Genomic DNA, 17526 nt, shown 5'->3' on the forward strand with positions numbered 1-17526 from the left:
CGCCAAACTTTGAGTGTGAGGATTTAACTTTCCATCAAGCAAGCAATGGAAAGGATGATAAAAAAATACACCTATAGTTTATCATAAGTTCTACACCTTTTCAACTATGCGGGCAAGCAATCGAAAAGAAAGGACTTTTTATGATAAAAAAATATATTACAAAAAAAGGAGAGACTAGATATCTCTTTCAAACATATCTGGGTATAGACCCTGCAACTGGAAAAGAAAAACGCACAACACGACGTGGTTTTAAAACCATAAAAGAGGCCAAGGCAGCCGAACGTGACCTACTCTTAGATGTTGAAGAAAATGGTTTTTCAAACAATGAAGATTTCCAGAATCCTACTTTCGCTGAAGTCGCTGAGTTATGGCTTGATAGCTATAAAAACACTGTAAAACCAACAACCTATCAGAACGTTAAGAAAAAACTTAATATTATGATTGACTCATATTTTACAGATATGAAAATCCAGCAGATCAGTGTAGCTTATTGTCAAAAGGTTGCTATCAAGTTAAGTAATCGCTATATCCTCTATGCCAATTACTACTCTGTAATCAGCCGTATTTTCAAGTATGCCACTTCTATTGACATTATTAAGTCAAATCCCTTAGACAAGATTATCAAGCCTAAAAATAGGCCCTTAAAGGCCAAAGAGAACCACTATACAAAACAGGAGCTAACAGAGTTTCTTAAAGTTTGCAGAGTAGATTGCAAGCCTGTAGAGTATACCTTTTATCACTTGCTAGCTTTTACTGGTTTGAGATGTGGTGAGGCGCTTGGACTCATGTGGTCAGATATTGATTTTGAAAATAAACGATTAAGCATTTCTCGGACAGCTATCGTTGTTAATAAAAAACAAACTGTTCAGGACCCTAAAACCAAAATGAGTAAGAGAGTGATCACCTTGGATGACACTACTCTGAACGTTTTGAAAATCTGGAAGCGTCAGCAGATAAAAGAGTATTTTCGGGCTAGTGTGCCTTACAAACATGATTCGAATTATATCTTTACGAATAGTTTCGGAGGATGGATTTCGCCTTCAGCTGTTAAAGAGAGACTTAGAAGATTCTTTTGTGAACATAAGGATGTCAAAAAAATCACTCCTCACGGTTTCAGGCACACACACGCTTCTCTCCTCTTTGAAGCAGGCGTTACAGCCAAAATCATTTCAGACAGATTAGGTCATAACAATGTTCAAACGACCCTTGATATGTATACCCACATCAATGATAATCAACGTTTTGAAGTCGTTGATCAGCTTATGGATTTCATCCGTTCCAGCTAAAAGTCATGCCGTATTCAATCTCGTATTCACTTTTGGTAGACATGCTAGAAATCCACTGATTTCAAGGGACTAGGAAGAGGTGAGCAGTTTATACCATAATCCGCTTTCAACGATAAAGAAAAGGTAAGAAAAATGAAACATTTAGAAATTGAATTGAAAACACTCTTGAAAAAAGATGAGTATGATCGTCTAAAAGACCAGTTCACAGGTGTCACTCCTGTTCTTCAAAAAAATTACTACATGGACACACCTGATTTTGAACTGCGAGAAAAGAAAGTTGCTATGCGCATTCGAACCTTTGAAGACTGGGCAGAATTGACACTCAAAGTCCCACAAAGTGTTGGGAACATGGAATACAACCAAAAATTGCAACTAAAAGATGCTGAGAACTATCTGAGTAAGGAAGAACTTCCTCAAGGGCTGGTTCTTGATGAATTGGCTAAACATGGTATCCAAACTAGTGAATGGCAGGTTCTTGGTTGTCTAACAACGCTTCGCTATGAAATGCAAACAGCTATCGGTCTCATGGCTCTGGATGAAAGTCAATACTTTGATATGACGGATTACGAATTGGAGCTTGAAGTGGAAAATCATGAGCAAGGCAAACAGAATTTCCAGCAATTTTTAGAGAAAAATCAGATTTCTTATCAAAAAGCTCCCTCAAAATTGGTTCGATTTGTCAAAAGTATGAAAAATAGCTGAAATAATCTCCATTTTTTGGTAAAATAGAAAAGATAAAAATACACAAATCCCAGTTCATATAGGTAAGGCAAATATCACTAGGATTTAAAAAGTTTACAGAGGACGGTCTATAATGTCAGATAGAAAAAACATGAAACTTTTCGCACTCAACTCTAACCAAGAGATTGCACAGAAAATTGCTGAAGCTGTTGGTGTCCCACTTGGAAAACTATCATCACGTCAATTTTCAGACGGAGAAATCCAAGTAAATATCGAAGAAAGTGTCCGTGGTTATGATGTTTACATCATCCAATCAACAAGTTTCCCTGTTAACAACCACCTAATGGAATTGTTGATCATGGTCGACGCTTGTGTGCGCGCAAGTGCCCACAGTATCAACGTTGTCCTTCCATATTTTGGCTATGCACGTCAAGACCGCATTGCTTGTCCTCGTGAGCCACTTACAGCAAAACTAGTTGCCAATATGCTGGTTAAGGCTGGGGTTGATCGTATCCTGACTCTTGATTTGCATGCCGTTCAGGTTCAAGGTTTCTTTGATATTCCAGTGGATAATCTTTTCACTGTTCCCCTATTTGCAAAACATTACTGCGATAAGGGACTACTCGGTTCAGATGTTGTTGTCGTTAGCCCTAAAAATTCAGGTGTCAAACGTGCGCGTAGCTTGGCTGAGTATCTTGATGCTCCTATCGCCATTATCGACTACCCTCAGGATGATGCAACTCGCAACGAAGGTTATATTATCGGTGATGTTGAAGGTAAAAAAGCCATCTTGATTGATGATATTCTGAATACAGGACGTACCTTCTCTGAAGCTGCTAAAATCGTTGAACGTGAAGGAGCTACAGAAATTTATGCTGTTTCTAGCCACGGCCTCTTCGTCGAAGGAGCTGCTGAACTTCTTGACAATACTAATATTAAAGAAATTCTTGTGACTGATTCAGTAGCAACAAAAGAAAAAACTCCTAAAAACGTATGCTACATCACTGCTAGTGAGTTAATTGGTGATGCTATCGTCCGTATCCACGAAAGAAAACCAGTCAGCCCACTCTTTGCCTACAACAAAAAGAAATAAGGTGATTCTTTGATTTATTTGGACAATGCTGCAACGACTCCTATGTCAGCAGTTGCTATTTCAGCTATGACCGAGGTTATGCAAGAAACCTATGGAAATCCTTCTAGTATTCATGCTCATGGTCGTCGAGCTGGCAAACTATTGCGAGAAGCCCGTCAGGAGCTAGCTCAGTTACTGGGGACAAAACCTCAACATATCTTTTTCACTTCTGGTGGGACAGAAGGCAACAATACTGCTATCATTGGTTACTGCCTTCGTCACCAAGAACAAGGAAAACATATTATCACAACTGCTATTGAGCACCATGCTGTCCTTGAAACAATTGATTACTTGGTTCAACACTTTGGGTTTGAAGCAACCATTATCCAGCCAGAAAATCAAGAAATCACCGCCCAGCAAATTCAAGAGGCCTTACGTGACGATACGATTTTGGTTTCTACCATGTTTGCCAATAATGAGACTGGAAACCTACTGCCCATTGCTGAAATTGGCCAAATACTCAAGCAACACCCAGCCGCCTATCATGTCGATGCAGTTCAGGCTATTGGTAAAATCCCTATACACCCAGAAGAATTGGGCATTGATTTTCTCACTGCTTCTGCCCACAAGTTCCATGGTCCTAAGGGAATCGGTTTTCTCTACGCATCTAGCATGGATTTTGATTCCTATCTTCATGGCGGAGACCAAGAACAGAAAAAACGAGCCGGAACTGAAAATCTAGCTGCCATCGTGGGTATGGTTGCAGCCCTAAAAGAAGACCTAGAAAAACAGGAAGAACATTTTCGACATGTACAAAATTTAGAAACTGCCTTTCTGGCAGAACTAGAGGGCATTCAATATTACTTGAATAGAGGAGAACATCATCTCCCTTATGTCCTCAATATTGGATTTCCTGATCAAAAAAATGACCTCTTACTCCTTCGGCTAGATTTAGCTGGAATTTCAATCTCTACTGGCTCAGCCTGTACAGCAGGCATTGTCCAATCCAGCCATGTTCTTGAAGCCATGTACAGAGCAAATTCAGACCGCTTGAAGGAATCCGTTCGTATCAGTTTGTCTCCACAAAATACTGTTGAAGACCTACAAACCCTCGCAAAAACCTTAAAAGAAATTATCGGAGGTTAGCCATATGGCATTTGAAAAAACCATTCAGTTAAAAAATTGTCGTTACGACTACACTCTTAGCCCTTCTGTTAAAAAATTCACCCTCAAAGACAATACTTTTTTTGAGACAAAGGTTGGTAACTATGAACTAACTCGCCTACTTGAAAAAGTGCCAAACAGCGGTGAAGGCTTCCAACTTAAAATCATCATTAACAAGGAACTTACAGGGGCTAAAATCAATATCACTGACAAGTTTGGGCTACGTCTAGTTGATATTTTCAAATCAGAAGACCACCACATTCATCAGGAAAAATTCTACTTCCTCATGGATAGCTTGGTAGAACGTGGTGTCTTTACAAAATCAGAAAGATAGAGCTAAAATGTTTGAACTGACCTATAAGGACAGCTATCATGTTGAGCGTACTCTCAAGTATGAGGATTATGAAGCTCTCATGCTAGCTCTGTCAGGATGTGTAACCCTACCAGATACACTGTATGTGACTTCTTTGACTTTTGAGGGACAGGAAGTTTACCAAGGACTGGTCGGAGACCTCTACCGTTTTCTATCACATGCAGATTTTTTACAACAAAACTAAGATTTTTCTTAGTTTTTTCTTGTTTTTGTTGATTTTTTCACAATGTTTCTATAAAATAGAAGAATAGAAAGGTTGTGATTTTGTGAAAGATAAACAGTCTGCTATTCCAAAAGCTACAGCGAAAAGACTCTCTCTCTACTATCGAATTTTTAAGAGATTTCATGCAGAAAAGATTGAACGTGCCAACTCTAAGCAAATTGCAGAGGCCATTGGGATTGATTCAGCGACCGTACGTCGGGATTTTTCCTATTTTGGTGAACTAGGTCGGCGTGGATTTGGATATGATGTCAAAAAACTGATGACATTTTTTGCCGATTTGCTCAATGATAACTCCATCACCAATGTTATGCTGGTAGGTATTGGAAATATGGGCCATGCCCTTCTCCACTATCGCTTCCACGAACGTAACAAGATGAAGATTATCATGGCCTTTGATCTAGATGACCACCCTGAGGTCGGGACCCAAACTCCTGATGGGATTCCCATTTACGGAATTTCTCAAATCAAGGATAAAATCAAGAATGCTGATGTGAAGACTGCTATCCTGACCGTTCCCAGCGTCAAGTCACAAGAGGTTGCCAATCTCTTGGTAGATGCTGGCGTGAAAGGAATTCTCAGTTTTTCACCAGTACATCTGCATTTACCAAAAGACGTGGTCGTTCAGTATGTCGATTTGACAAGTGAACTCCAAACCCTCCTCTACTTCATGCGAAAAGAGGATTAGAAAGCGAAAATCATTTTATGAAAAAACCAGTTATTGGGATTACAGGAAACGAAAAAACTCATCCAGATGATGACATCATGATGAGCTACGCAGCAAAAGGCTTTGTTGAAGGCGTTAAAGACGCTGGAGGGATTCCCATCATCCTACCGATTGGTGATCAAGAAATGGCTAGCCACTATATCAGTTTGATTGACAAGCTCATCTTGACAGGTGGACAAAATGTTGATCCAAAATTCTATGGCGAACTGAAAACCATTGATAGCGATGACTACCACCTTCAAAGAGATATCTTCGAACTGGCCCTCATCAAGGAAGCCATTAAACAGAAAAAGCCTATTTTCTCCGTCTGTCGTGGGACTCAGCTTTTTAACGTTGCCATGGGCGGAACTCTGTACCAAGATATCGAAGATCATTGGCAGGATTGTTCTGCCGAGTACACAACTCAACGCTTGGTGACAGAACCTGATACTGTTCTCCGAGAAATCTATGGAGAAATTTCCCATATCAACTCCTTCCACCATCAGAGCATTAAGGATTTAGCACCAAATTTAAAGATTGCGGCTCATGATCCTAAAGATGGTATCATTGAGGCTGTCATGAGTACGGATGATGTTGCCTTTCTCGGTGTCCAATGGCATCCAGAGTTTCTATTTGAAAATCGTCCCAAAGATAAAAACCTCTTTGACTATGTCGTTAATGAACTTTAGATTAAATCTGTCTTTTCACGGTAACTAAAGTAACTAGATTGTGAGACAATCAAATGGTCCAAGAGGACAATCCCCATCAGTTCGCAGGCTTCTTTGACAAGTTTTGTAACCTGATCATCATTTCGGCTAGGGGCTACCGCTCCCGAAGGATGATTGTGGACCAAGATGAGAGAAGTCGCCATATGCTTGATAGCATAGTGAAGAATCTCTCGCGGCTCAGCGATACTACGAGTTGCAGAACCGATAAAAATGGTCTGTTGATGGATGATTTGATTTTGAGTATTGAGATAGAGCGCCACCAGGTGCTCTTGTTTTTTATCCCCCAATTCCTGTTGCATCTTCTTAGCCAACTTTTGACTGCTGAGAATACTTTCCATCTCAATAGTCTCATGTTTATGAATACGATGTCCCAGTTCAATCATAGCTTGCAACTCTATAGCCTTAACACGACCGATACCAGACAGACTCTGCAATTCCTGCAGGGTCATTCTTTTCAAATCTGTTAGGCTTGAAAGGTTGTTCAAGACTTTCTGGGCAATTTCAAAAACGCTGGCTTGACGTGTTCCTGTCCTAAGTAAAATAGCTAGCAACTCTTGATTACTGAGCGCTTCTACTCCTTCTTGGGTCAGTCTCTCTCTTGGTAATAATGAATCTTCTTGGAATGAAATACTGTACATAAAAATCCTCCTCACTTTATTATTCGTGAGAAGGATGAAAAATTAGATTTTTTTCTCAATTGGAGCCACACTGGCTAAAAGTTTTTTCAAACCTACTTCTGGGAAATTGATTTTTAATTCCTGAGTAGCACCGCTACCTGAAACTTCCAGAACAGTTCCCTCTCCCCATTTCTTGTGGAGGGCAATATCACCAATGGACCAATTTGACTCACTAGACGCTGATTTTGCCCCAGCTGTAAATTGACCAAATGGAAGACCGCTTGACTGGATAGATTTTGGGGCTGCACTGCGTTTACGGTCTTGAAGAGCCTGAGCCAAACTCATTCCTTGACCGAAGGAAAGGCCACCACTACTATATGATGCTTTAAAGCTTGTATTTGCTGGACGAGCCAGACCTTGATACTCAAGCAAGTCTGAACTGATTTCGTTAATAAAACGAGTCGGACGGTTGTAGTTGGTACGACCAAAAAGCAGGCGTGAGTTGGCATTTGTCAGATAGAGGATTTTCTCTGCACGCGTGATACCTACATAGGCTAGACGGCGCTCTTCTTCTAATTCATCTGGATCTTCAGCCGCACGACTAAGTGGAAAGACATTTTCTTCCATCCCAATCAAAAAGACAACTGGAAACTCGAGACCTTTGGCAGCATGCAGGGTCATCAGGGTCACTTCTGATGTCTCCTGACTACCTGAATCTGTATCCGCAATCAAGGCCAAGTCATTTAAGAAACGACTCAGTTTATCCAGACCAGTTTCCTCTTCTGGACCATCAGAGGTATCATCAAAGTTTTTCGTCACAGAAAGGAACTCTTCAATATTTTCAACCCTAGCCTTGCTTTCTAAAGTCGCTTGAGCATTTAAAATATCGACGTAACCTGTTTTTTCAAGGACAGCCTCAACCAACTCTGTAATATTTAATTGGTCTAGCTGCTCTCGTAAATCTAACATCATATTTGCAAAATCCCAGATAGACTGAGCTGCCTTACCCTTGATACCAGACAACATGATGTTTGCAGAAGCATCTAGCATGGACATGTTTTGCATATTCGCAAAATCACGGATTTTCTCAACTGTACCTGGCCCAATTCCACGCTTCGGTTCGTTGATAATACGTTCAAAACTGATATTGTCACTCAAATTGGCAATAAGATTAAGATAAGCGATAATATCGCGGATTTCCTTACGGCTGTAAAACTTTGTCCCACCGACCATGGTATAAGGGATATTTGACTTGAGCAGGGCTTCCTCAATAGTACGAGACTGCGCATTAGTCCGATAGAGAACTGCAAAATCCTTATGAAGGAAGTTTTGACTGCGACTAAGTTCATCGATGGTTCTGGCTACAAATACAGCCTCATCCAGCTCATCATCGGCACGATAGTAAACGATTTTCTCCCCATCCGCATTTTGAGTCCAAAGATTCTTAGGACGGCGGTTTTTATTGTTTTTAATTACCTCGTTGGCCGCTTGAAGAATGGTTTTAGTTGAGCGGTAATTCTCCTCCAACAAAACAACCTTGGCTTGGGGATAATCTTTCTCGAAATCCAAAATGTTCTGCATATCAGCACCACGCCAACCGTAGATAGACTGATCCGCATCTCCAACCACACAGATATTTTTAAAACGGGAAGCCAATAGTTTGACCAATTGGTACTGAGCGTGGTTGGTATCTTGGTACTCATCAACATGGATGTACTGAAATTTCTGTTGATAGTAAGTCAAAACATCAGGATTTTGATCAAAGAGACGCAGGGTCAGCATAATCAAATCATCAAAGTCAACCGACTCCGACTGACGCAGTTCTTTCTGATAGGCTGTATAACACTGGGCCACGATTTGCGTATACATATCGCCAGCTTGGGAAGCATAAGCTACATCATCAATCAAATCATTCTTAGCATTGGAAATGGTCCCCAAAATAGTTCGTTCATTCCATTTTTTAGGATCCAAGTTCAATTGTTTGAGAATGCGTTTCATGAGCGTTCTCTGCTCCCCTGGATCCACAATAGTAAAATTACGGTTGTAGCCAATATGATCCGCATCACGACGCAAAATACGCACACACATGGAGTGGAAAGTCGCAATCAGACAGTCCTGAGTGGCTGGATTAAGGTTATAAGCACGCTCTTTCATCTCACGCGCAGCCTTGTTGGTAAAGGTAATGGCCAAGATATTCCAAGGATTGACCAGCTTTTCATCAATCAAATAAGCGATACGGTGGGTCAAAACTCGAGTCTTTCCAGAACCAGCCCCCGCCATGATTAACAAGGGCCCTTCTGTCGTTTGCACCGCCTCAGCCTGACGATCATTCATTCCATTTAATAATGCGTTCATCTTCTCTTCCTTACTCTTGAAGTCAATATTTCTATTATATCAGAATTCAGGGAAAATAGAAACTTTACGGGGAGTAGCAAAATATAGTGGATTGAAACTAAAATACTACACTGTGGGTTTCTAAAACACTCGACTTTTTCACTCAATTTTTTCATAAACTAGCTCAATACCTCAATATAAAAAAGTAAATTTAAGATTGGCAATACGAACGTTAAACAGGATTCCATTTCTCTTTTTAGAATCAAAACGACAATATTGTGGAACCTCTACAGAAACAATAGATTGCGACACTAAAATATTCTCCCCTAGTTTTGCTTTACTAATAGTATATAGGAGGAGAGCTCTGAATCCTAGGCCCTTTGTTATGATGTGGTTACAAACAGAGTTGGAAAAAATCTTAAAATCAGAAAAACGCATGATATCAGCCCCTAATACTGATACAATGCGTTTTATTATGAAAAGATCTACTGGATTTTTTATCAAAATAAACTTCCAGTAGTCTTTTCACTTTTTATTAATAGGTTCCTTCTTCACCTTGGCTAGTCAAGATTACCGGACCATCCTTAGTAATGACAAATTGGTGTTCATATTGACAAGATAGTCCACCGTCAATAGTCTTATGGGCCCAACCAGTCTTCATATCTGTATCAATTTCCCAGTCACCTGTATTGATCATCGGTTCAATAGTCAAGACCATTCCTTCACGGAGACGGAGTCCACGACCAGCAATACCATAGTTAGGAACCATTGGTTCTTCGTGCATGGTTGGGCCAACACCATGACCAACCAAATCACGCACTACACCGTAACCACGACTTTCAGCGTATTCTTGAATGGCTGCACCGATATCACCAATACGGTTCCCAACAACAGCTTGCTCAATCCCCTTATACATGGCTTCTTTAGTTACATCCATCAGATTTTTCACTTCTTCGGACGGTGTACCAACAGCATAAGCCCAACAAGAGTCTGCTAGACCACCAGAATAGCTCTGAGTGTATTTCTTCATTTGGTCAACATTGTTGAAGTTTAATTTTGAGACATTCAGGTCAGATTTAGCAATAGGACCTCCCAAAACCATATCAACTTTGAGCAAATCACCATCTTTCAAGATATAGTGACGAGGGAAAGCATGAGCCACTTCATCATTAAGAGAGCAGCAGGTAGCATAAGGATAGTCCATCATAGCACCGTCAACACCAATCTGAAGCGGAAGGAAATTTTCTTCCTTACAACGACGGCGAACATATTCTTCAACTTCCCACATATCTACGCCAGGCTTAATCAAATCACGTAAGCCGATATGAATACTTGCTAGAAAATCACCGGCCTTATCCATAGCTTCGATTTCACGAGCTGATTTTAATGTTATCATTTTTTCTCCTAGTTTCTAATTAATTTTAACGGTTACATTTGCTTTTGAAACAATCTGGTGACCATGATAAATATCGTAGTCAATAATAGCTGATCGTCTCGTATGATGAATAATCCGTGCTTGAATGCGCAGTATATCATCTATCTGAACAGCCTGCAAAAAGTAGATCAGCATTTGCTCGATAATGAGATTGCGGCCACTATTCACAACCAAATCTTGGGTCATGTGAGTCAGTATCTCCGCCAATACACCGTTAGCTAAAACACCGTTTTTCTCAAGCATAAAGGGTTCCACTGTAATCACTACTTCATCATGGTGATAAGAAAGTTTTTGTCCAATCTGCTCAGAAAAAGTCGGTAGAGCCGAAACTTGGGAACGGCTCATCTTCTCCATGACATCTCGTCGTGTCACAACTCCAAGCAAGGTTTGATTATTCCGAACAACTGGTACCATTTCAAAGTCTTCAGCAATCATCCGTTGACTAACATTGGCAATATTTGTCGATAATCCAACTAAAAATAGACTACGCGACATAACCTTGTCAATTGTGGTACTTGGTGACTTATCGCCCGCATCTCTCATAGTTACAACTCCAACGACAACCTGATGTTGGTTAATAACTGGAAAACGACTGCTTCGATTCTTACGAACTAAGTCCAAATAATCTTTAACAGTGTCTGTCTCTCTCAGAAAACCATACTCATGACTTGGATGATAAAGCTTCTCAACTGTCAAAATATCAGTCTTGATTTGGACATTTGACAAGGCTTTATTGATCATGGTCGCGACAGTGAAAGTATCATGCTTGCTTCTCAGAACAGGAATCCCTTTTTGATTGGCCAGTTTAAGTACATCATCATGAACCTGAAATCCCCCTGTAACCAGAACTGCATTTTCATTTTCCAAGGCTAGCAACTGAATACGGGTTCGGTCTCCGACAATCAAGAGCCCCCCATCGTGAAGGTAGGACAGGATATTTTGTTCAGTCATGGCACCAATTGAAAACTTACTAAATTCTCTATCTAAACCTTCTTGCCCAGCCAGAACCTCAGAAGAAGTCACTTCTGCAATTTCAGCAAAAGTTAATCTTTCAATCGCAACTTTCTGGGATTTGACGCGGATTGTTCCACTTCTAGGACGGGTCTCCACAATTCCACGGTTTTCAGCTTCTTTAATGGCCCGATAGGCAGTTCCATCACTGACTCCCAGATGATTTGAAATACTACGAACACTGACCCTTTTACCAACGGGTAATTCTTCCAAATAGCTTAGAATTTCTTGGTGTTTACTCATTAACTTCTCCCTTTACAAAGCGAAACTCAAGATAATCTCGCATTTTCCTTGTGTAGCGATCACTTCCCTTAAACTGACGAATCAATCGAAATCCAGACTTAAGGGCAACCCGTTGACTAGCTTCATTTTCAAGGTGGGTAATGATGGATAATTGTTTTAAGCCAAATTCTTCAAAAGAAAGTTGACAAATTTTTCTAACAACCTCTGTCATAAATCCTTGCGACCAAGCATCTTTTCTCAAAAAATAGCCAAGTTCTGCTTCTTTTTTAATTTCATCTAACTTTTCAAACTTAACAGAACCAATCATTTTTTCAGTTTTCTTGTCACAAATAGCCCATACTCCCAAAGGGGACTTCATAAAGTAATTGGTCAGTGCATATTGACTTTCTTCCAGACTTGCCTGAGTCGGGAAAATAAATTGAAGATTTTCTGGATTTGAGGCTATCTCATGGAAGTCTTGACTATCACTAAAAAAGAAAGGACGCAAATACAAGCGATCCGTTTCAAAAAAAGAAAACATTGCTAATTTGGTCCAAATATTCATAAACACCTCTACGGTTTAATCCTCAACAAGTGTAATATCCGCTCCTAGATTACGTAATTTTTCAATAATATCAGAATAACCACGTAAGATAAACTCGATATTTGTAATTTCAGTTTGTCCCTCGGCCATCAAACCAGCAATAACCAAAGCTGCACCAGCTCTTAAGTCGGTCGCTTTAACACTGGCTCCACGCAAATTACGTCCACCCGTGTACAAAATATGACCATTTGTTGTCGAAATATCCGCATCCATCTTTGCTAGTTCAAAAACATGATTTACACGTTTTTCGTAAATTGTATCAACAATTGTACCACGACCATTCGCTCTTAGTAAAAGTGGGGTAATCGGTTGTTGCAAATCAGTTGCAAAGCCTGGGTAAGGAGCTGTCTTAATATTGATTGCTTTCAAATTAGACTGCTCTTCGACAAAAATGCTGTCTTCAGATACAGTCATTCTCACTCCCATTTCTTCCAACTTAGCAATAAATCCTTCTAGGTGTTCGTAAAGAACATTATTTATACGAATCCCCTTGCCGACTGCAGCAGCTAAAGAAATATATGTTCCAGCTTCAATACGATCTGGAATCACCTGATGACGGGTTCCATGTAATCTTTCAACACCATCAATAATGATGATATTAGTTCCTGCCCCACGGATATGGGCACCCATATTATTCAAGAGAGTAGCTACATCAATAATCTCAGGTTCACGGGCTGCATTTTCAATAATAGTACGACCATTCGCTTTAACCGCAGCAATCATCGTATTGATCGTTGCCCCTACACTAACCGTATCCATGTAAATACTTGCGCCATGGAGTCCTGTATCTTTAGCAGATAACTTCATGTTATCTCCCTCGTAGCTAACAGTGGCACCCATAGCTTCAAACGCCTTAAGGTGTAAGTCAATCGGACGAGGACCAAGATCACATCCTCCCGGTAAACCAACTGTCGCTTCACCAAAACGGCCTAAGAGGCTCCCATAAAAATAGTAAGATGCACGAAGACTGTTAATTTTACCATAAGGCATTGGAATATTTTGAACACCTCTTGGATCAATCTCCAAGACATCGTCATAACGTTTAACAGTAGCTCCCATCAATTCCATGATTTCGACAAGACTTGCTACATCCGAAATATCTGGAACACAATCCAAAGTCACCACATCATCAGCCAAGATAATAGCCGGAATTAAGGCCACAACACTATTTTTAGCACCACTAATAGTGATTTCACCTTGTAGTGGTAATCCACCATTGATAACAATTTTTCTCATTCTAAGTTTTCAATACTCTTTCAAGATTTCTAATAAGGTCTTTAAAATAAATTATATCATAAATGCAACCTTTTTTCCATCCTTTTCAATTTTATTGGATAAATCAGAGTTGACGAGTTAGTAACTGAATTACTTAATACTCAATGAAAATCAAAGAGCAAACTAGGAAACTAGCCGCAGGCTGCTCAAAACACTGTTTTGAGGTTGTAGATAGAACTGACGAAGTCAGTTACCTATACCTACGGCAAGGCGATATTGACGTGATTTGAAAAGATTTTCGAAGAGTATGAATTACTAATCTTTCTCGAATCGCTATTGCCCTTTTTTGTCCCCTGAAACCAAGTAGGAGCTAAGACTAGCTCCCTTATCTAAGTATCGGAATACGGCTGTTCAACTAAATTTTAACAAGAACTTCTCCCCCTTCTCTCAGTTCACAGAAGCGTTTGATACATACCGTCCTATATTTCATGAACAAGACGTTTTCAGGCTAGCATCCTATCAGACAATCTATTTTAAAAATAACCGTGACTCAGGATTACTTCTATCTGTCGTTTTCCCTGATTCAATAAATGTTGCGACTTTCATTTTTTATCCTTCTCTATTTATCATAAACAGGACGTGTCAATCCTTGAGTATCGGGGTCTGCAAGACCTATACTTTCTCTATTGAGGTAAGTTGGATCAGCAATCATTTTGACAACAACGTCTGCCATACTTTGACGTGAGCCGGAGACACCGACATATGATTCTCCTTTGTGCGTAATACTGTATTTCAGCTCATCACGGTCATTTAACCAAGGCAAACGTAAAGTGGTGTAATCTAAACCTGATTTTTCTAACAATTCGTCAGAACGTCGAGCTCGATTGAGTCCTGCTTACGTAAGCATTTCTGTATTCCAACGACCATATTCTCCAGGAACTTCTCCATAAATTCCTAAAACATTTGAAGCTATAAGACGTTTAACATCATTTTTAATCATTGCTGCAATAACACCTTGAGTCAGTTTGTTATCAGGGTCATGGTCAACATTTGAAATAAAAACAATATCTTGTCCTTGAACAGGCTTGTCCAACATTTCTTGGTCGTGAATGTCAGCATCTACTATCCTTACACGCGCAGGATTCATAGCCACTAAGTCATCAACACGATGACTTTTTCGTAAATAAAGTGTCAATTGAACATCATCTTGTTCGCCCAAAAGACGCTTCGCTACAATCCGTGCAATTTGTCCATTGGCACCCAAAATTAAAACATTTTTCATTTATTATTCCTCAAATAATCTTAAAAATTAATCATTAGCATGAATGTCATAAACTGACAAGAGATAATCTCCAACACCTGGTGCGTCTGGGTCATGAACACCTTTTTCTTTATCAAGGGCACGAATCTCTGCCATTTCTTCAGCGGTCAATTCAAAATCAAAAATATTTTTGCTTGATGCCATGCGAACTTTCTTGGTTGATTTTGGCAAAACAATGATACCTTCTTGCACTTCAAATCGCAAAATAATTTGCCCAGCATCTTTGCCATATTTGTTAGCCAAAGCTGTGATGATTGGTTCAGCAAATAAATCTTTATTTTCTTGTCCGAGTGGCGCCCAAGCTTCGATTTTAACATCATCCTTTGCAAGCAAATCACGTAGAGCTTTTTGTTGGAAATATGGGTTGAACTCTACCTGGTTAACAGCTGGAATCGTATTGAAATGTGGAACAAATTGATTACAAAAGTTTGACGTGAAGTTTGATACACCGATTGATTTGATTTTACCAGCTGATTTGGCTTCTTCTAGAGCTTTCCAAGCTTCTTCGACTTTGCCATAAGGTTGGTGAAGCAGGTGGAGGTCAAGGTAATCAAGCCCCATTTTTTCCAAGGTTGCATCAATGATTGCTTTAGCAGTTTCGTAAGCATAATCTTGAATCCAAAGTTTACTAGTGACAAAGATTTCATCACGTGGAATGCCTGAATCTTTGATAGCTTGTCCGACTTCTTTTTCGTTAAAATAAGCTTGTGCTGTATCAATATGACGGTAACCAACTTCTAAGGCTTCCTTAACAGCTGTATAGGTCGAGCCGTCTGCAGGAATTTGGAAAACACCAAATCCAACTGCTGGAATACGATTGCCATCATTTAAAGTAATTGTTTTCATCTTTAGTTTCCTCCATTTTTTCTCTGTTCAATCAAACGCAAGAACATGTCAACTGTTGAAGCATCTTGGTGATTGAAAAACAGACTTTCTTTTGTATCAAGTTCTGCAATGGCTGTCATATCTTCATCCGTTAAGTTAAAATCAAAAACATCAATATTCTCAGCCATACGCTCTGGTTTTACTGATTTTGTCAAGTAGACGATACCACGCTCCACCTGCCAACGAATCATAATTTGAGCTGTGGACTTACCATATTTTTCCGCAATCACCACTAGTGTCGGATGAGAAAAGATGCCATTTCTACCTTCTGCAAAAGTAGCCCATGACTCCATCTGAACATTGTTTTTGATCATATTCTCTTGTGCGAAAATCTGTTGATTAAACGGATGAGTTTCAACTTGATTGACCTGTGGTGTGATTTCATTAAAAGCCACCAGATCACTCAGACGATCGGGATAGAAATTGCTGACACCAATGGCACGCAGTTTACCTTCTTTATACAAGTCCTCCAAGGCACGATAAGAACCATAGTAATCTGAAAAGGGCTGATGACGGAGCATCAAGTCTAGATAATCTAAGCCATGACTTCCAATGAATGTAGAACAGCTTTTCTCGTTTTCTCATAACCGTAATGCTCTAGCCAGACTTTGCTAGTAATGAAAAATTCTTCCCTTGGCAAACCTGATTCTGCGATAGCTTCACCAACTTCTTTTTCATTGGCATAAGACTGAGCCGTATCAAAATGACGATAGCCAACCTTAATAGCATCAAGTACGGCCTGCTTGGTTTCACTGGCAGGAATTTTGAAAACACCAAATCCAAGAATTGGCATCTTCACTCCATTGTTCAAACTAATGTGTTTCATAGGATTCATCTCACTTTCTAACCTTATTATAGTCCTATTTTGTTTAGCTGTACAATAGCAAAGAAAAATAGCAGTATTCATTTTTTTTTAATACTACTATCTATACTAAACCTAATCCTCCTTCAATTGCCTTAGAATCACAAGAACTACCAGAGTCAAAAGAACGGAAAGAAGCATGGCTGGCGGAAAAATAGTAGCTGCAAGACAAGACCGACGACTTTCCCAATCGTATCAAAGAATATCCATTTCTTCATGTCTTCTATTCGTTGTTTTAAGAGAAGATTATTTGGATCATCTTGATAAAGCGAACGATAAAGCTCTCTGTTTGAAACCGTAATGAATAAGACAATCAAGCCATAGACAACTTGTGCTAACGAATCGGTAAAATTAGTTGAAACAATAGCCGTCACATAGAGGAATAACGAGGAGGCAAAGAGAAGAATCATCACCCACCAGACAGTTTTACTGGATATTTTTTGAACATAGAGCCATTCATTATGAATGATGATCAGCATACTGCCTAACCATAAAAATGAAATAATGTAGGCAAAGAAATTATTTCGCAATGCCCAAAGCCGTGTAGGAAAATCATTGGTACCTCTGTTTCATCCTCTGGAACTTGATAGAGAACGTTGGCATGGTCAACGTGAGAAGTCTGACCGGCACTGGTTTTCTCCCATTGATTAGCTGGATCAAAAGTTCCTTCAGAAGTTGTCACAATCCCACCAGCTGAGAAAATTCCTTGATCCGCGATTCGAAGTACAGTACTATCAATATTCGCTGAGCTTGCAGTCGAATTGCTGGTCGAATTTGCTTAGCAAGCAGC

At 39.8% G+C, this 17526-nt stretch carries 17 protein-coding genes and 2 pseudogenes; 8 read left to right on the top strand and 11 right to left on the bottom strand.

Annotated features, from left to right (window positions below; translation table 11 throughout):
* Positions 1–140: 140 nt before the first annotated feature.
* From SP4011_RS06450 to SP4011_RS06485, 8 genes are all read left to right on the top strand, one after another.
* Positions 141–1286, top strand: a complete 1146-nt coding sequence (locus SP4011_RS06450; RefSeq protein WP_338618366.1) for a site-specific integrase — start codon at positions 141–143, stop codon at positions 1284–1286.
* Between the two features lie 132 nt (positions 1287–1418).
* A complete protein-coding gene (locus SP4011_RS06455) occupies positions 1419–1988 on the top strand; it encodes a CYTH domain-containing protein (RefSeq protein WP_338618368.1) in 570 nt (189 codons plus the stop codon).
* Between the two features lie 112 nt (positions 1989–2100).
* Complete coding sequence (locus SP4011_RS06460) at positions 2101–3060, top strand: ribose-phosphate diphosphokinase (protein ID WP_001283810.1); 960 nt, start codon at positions 2101–2103, stop codon at positions 3058–3060.
* A gap of 9 nt (positions 3061–3069) precedes the next feature.
* Complete coding sequence (locus SP4011_RS06465) at positions 3070–4185, top strand: cysteine desulfurase family protein (protein ID WP_338618370.1); 1116 nt, start codon at positions 3070–3072, stop codon at positions 4183–4185.
* 4 nt (positions 4186–4189) lie between these two features.
* The gene (locus SP4011_RS06470; protein WP_000863540.1) at positions 4190–4537 is read left to right on the top strand and encodes a DUF1831 domain-containing protein; all 348 of its coding nucleotides are present in this window, start codon (positions 4190–4192) and stop codon (positions 4535–4537) included.
* A 7-nt stretch (positions 4538–4544) separates the two neighbouring features.
* The gene (locus SP4011_RS06475) at positions 4545–4760 is read left to right on the top strand and encodes a DUF4649 family protein (protein ID WP_176139217.1); all 216 of its coding nucleotides are present in this window, start codon (positions 4545–4547) and stop codon (positions 4758–4760) included.
* Between the two features lie 82 nt (positions 4761–4842).
* Positions 4843–5484, top strand: a complete 642-nt coding sequence (locus SP4011_RS06480; RefSeq protein ID WP_042900738.1) for a redox-sensing transcriptional repressor Rex — start codon at positions 4843–4845, stop codon at positions 5482–5484.
* Positions 5485–5501: 17 nt separating this feature from the next.
* Positions 5502–6191, top strand: coding sequence for a gamma-glutamyl-gamma-aminobutyrate hydrolase family protein (locus SP4011_RS06485; protein WP_164226319.1), 690 nt, complete (start codon positions 5502–5504; stop codon positions 6189–6191).
* On the opposite strand, the gene radC is transcribed toward SP4011_RS06485, so the two are convergent.
* The 11 genes and pseudogenes from radC to SP4011_RS06540 all read right to left on the bottom strand — a co-directional run bounded on the left by radC (position 6188) and on the right by SP4011_RS06540 (position 17418).
* Complete coding sequence (gene radC / locus SP4011_RS06490) at positions 6188–6868, bottom strand: RadC family protein (RefSeq protein WP_164226318.1); 681 nt, start codon at positions 6866–6868, stop codon at positions 6188–6190. The two genes, SP4011_RS06485 and radC, sit on opposite strands and share 4 nt — an antisense overlap.
* 42 nt (positions 6869–6910) lie before the next feature.
* Complete coding sequence (gene pcrA / locus SP4011_RS06495; protein ID WP_338618377.1) at positions 6911–9202, bottom strand: DNA helicase PcrA; 2292 nt, start codon at positions 9200–9202, stop codon at positions 6911–6913.
* Positions 9203–9716: 514 nt separating this feature from the next.
* Positions 9717–10577 (bottom strand): methionyl aminopeptidase, encoded by an 861-nt coding sequence (locus SP4011_RS06500; RefSeq protein WP_000631537.1) that lies wholly within the window; start codon positions 10575–10577, stop codon positions 9717–9719.
* Between the two features lie 15 nt (positions 10578–10592).
* Positions 10593–11870 carry a CBS-HotDog domain-containing transcription factor SpxR gene (gene spxR / locus SP4011_RS06505; protein ID WP_173234034.1) on the bottom strand — a complete coding sequence of 426 codons (1278 nt, stop codon included), beginning with the start codon at positions 11868–11870 and terminating at the stop codon, positions 10593–10595.
* On the bottom strand, positions 11863–12414 hold the full coding sequence (locus tag SP4011_RS06510; protein WP_164226316.1) for a GNAT family N-acetyltransferase: 552 nt from the start codon (positions 12412–12414) through the stop codon (positions 11863–11865). The genes spxR and SP4011_RS06510 overlap by 8 nt, the downstream gene beginning before the upstream one ends.
* Positions 12415–12429: 15 nt before the next feature.
* Complete coding sequence (locus tag SP4011_RS06515) at positions 12430–13689, bottom strand: UDP-N-acetylglucosamine 1-carboxyvinyltransferase (RefSeq protein ID WP_050087645.1); 1260 nt, start codon at positions 13687–13689, stop codon at positions 12430–12432.
* 598 nt (positions 13690–14287) lie between these two features.
* Positions 14288–14950: pseudogene (locus SP4011_RS06520) on the bottom strand (NAD(P)H-binding protein).
* A 27-nt stretch (positions 14951–14977) separates the two neighbouring features.
* Positions 14978–15835 (bottom strand): aldo/keto reductase, encoded by an 858-nt coding sequence (locus SP4011_RS06525; protein WP_338618382.1) that lies wholly within the window; start codon positions 15833–15835, stop codon positions 14978–14980.
* 2 nt (positions 15836–15837) lie between these two features.
* Positions 15838–16700, bottom strand: a pseudogene (locus tag SP4011_RS06530) (aldo/keto reductase).
* A gap of 155 nt (positions 16701–16855) precedes the next feature.
* Positions 16856–17266, bottom strand: a complete 411-nt coding sequence (locus SP4011_RS06535) for a hypothetical protein (RefSeq protein ID WP_225354853.1) — start codon at positions 17264–17266, stop codon at positions 16856–16858.
* A complete protein-coding gene (locus SP4011_RS06540) occupies positions 17221–17418 on the bottom strand; it encodes a hypothetical protein (RefSeq protein WP_057488251.1) in 198 nt (65 codons plus the stop codon). The genes SP4011_RS06535 and SP4011_RS06540 overlap by 46 nt, the downstream gene beginning before the upstream one ends.
* Between the last annotated feature and the right edge of the window lie 108 nt (positions 17419–17526).

It is taken from the genome of Streptococcus parapneumoniae, from assembly GCF_037076355.1.
Lineage (GTDB): Bacteria > Bacillota > Bacilli > Lactobacillales > Streptococcaceae > Streptococcus > Streptococcus parapneumoniae.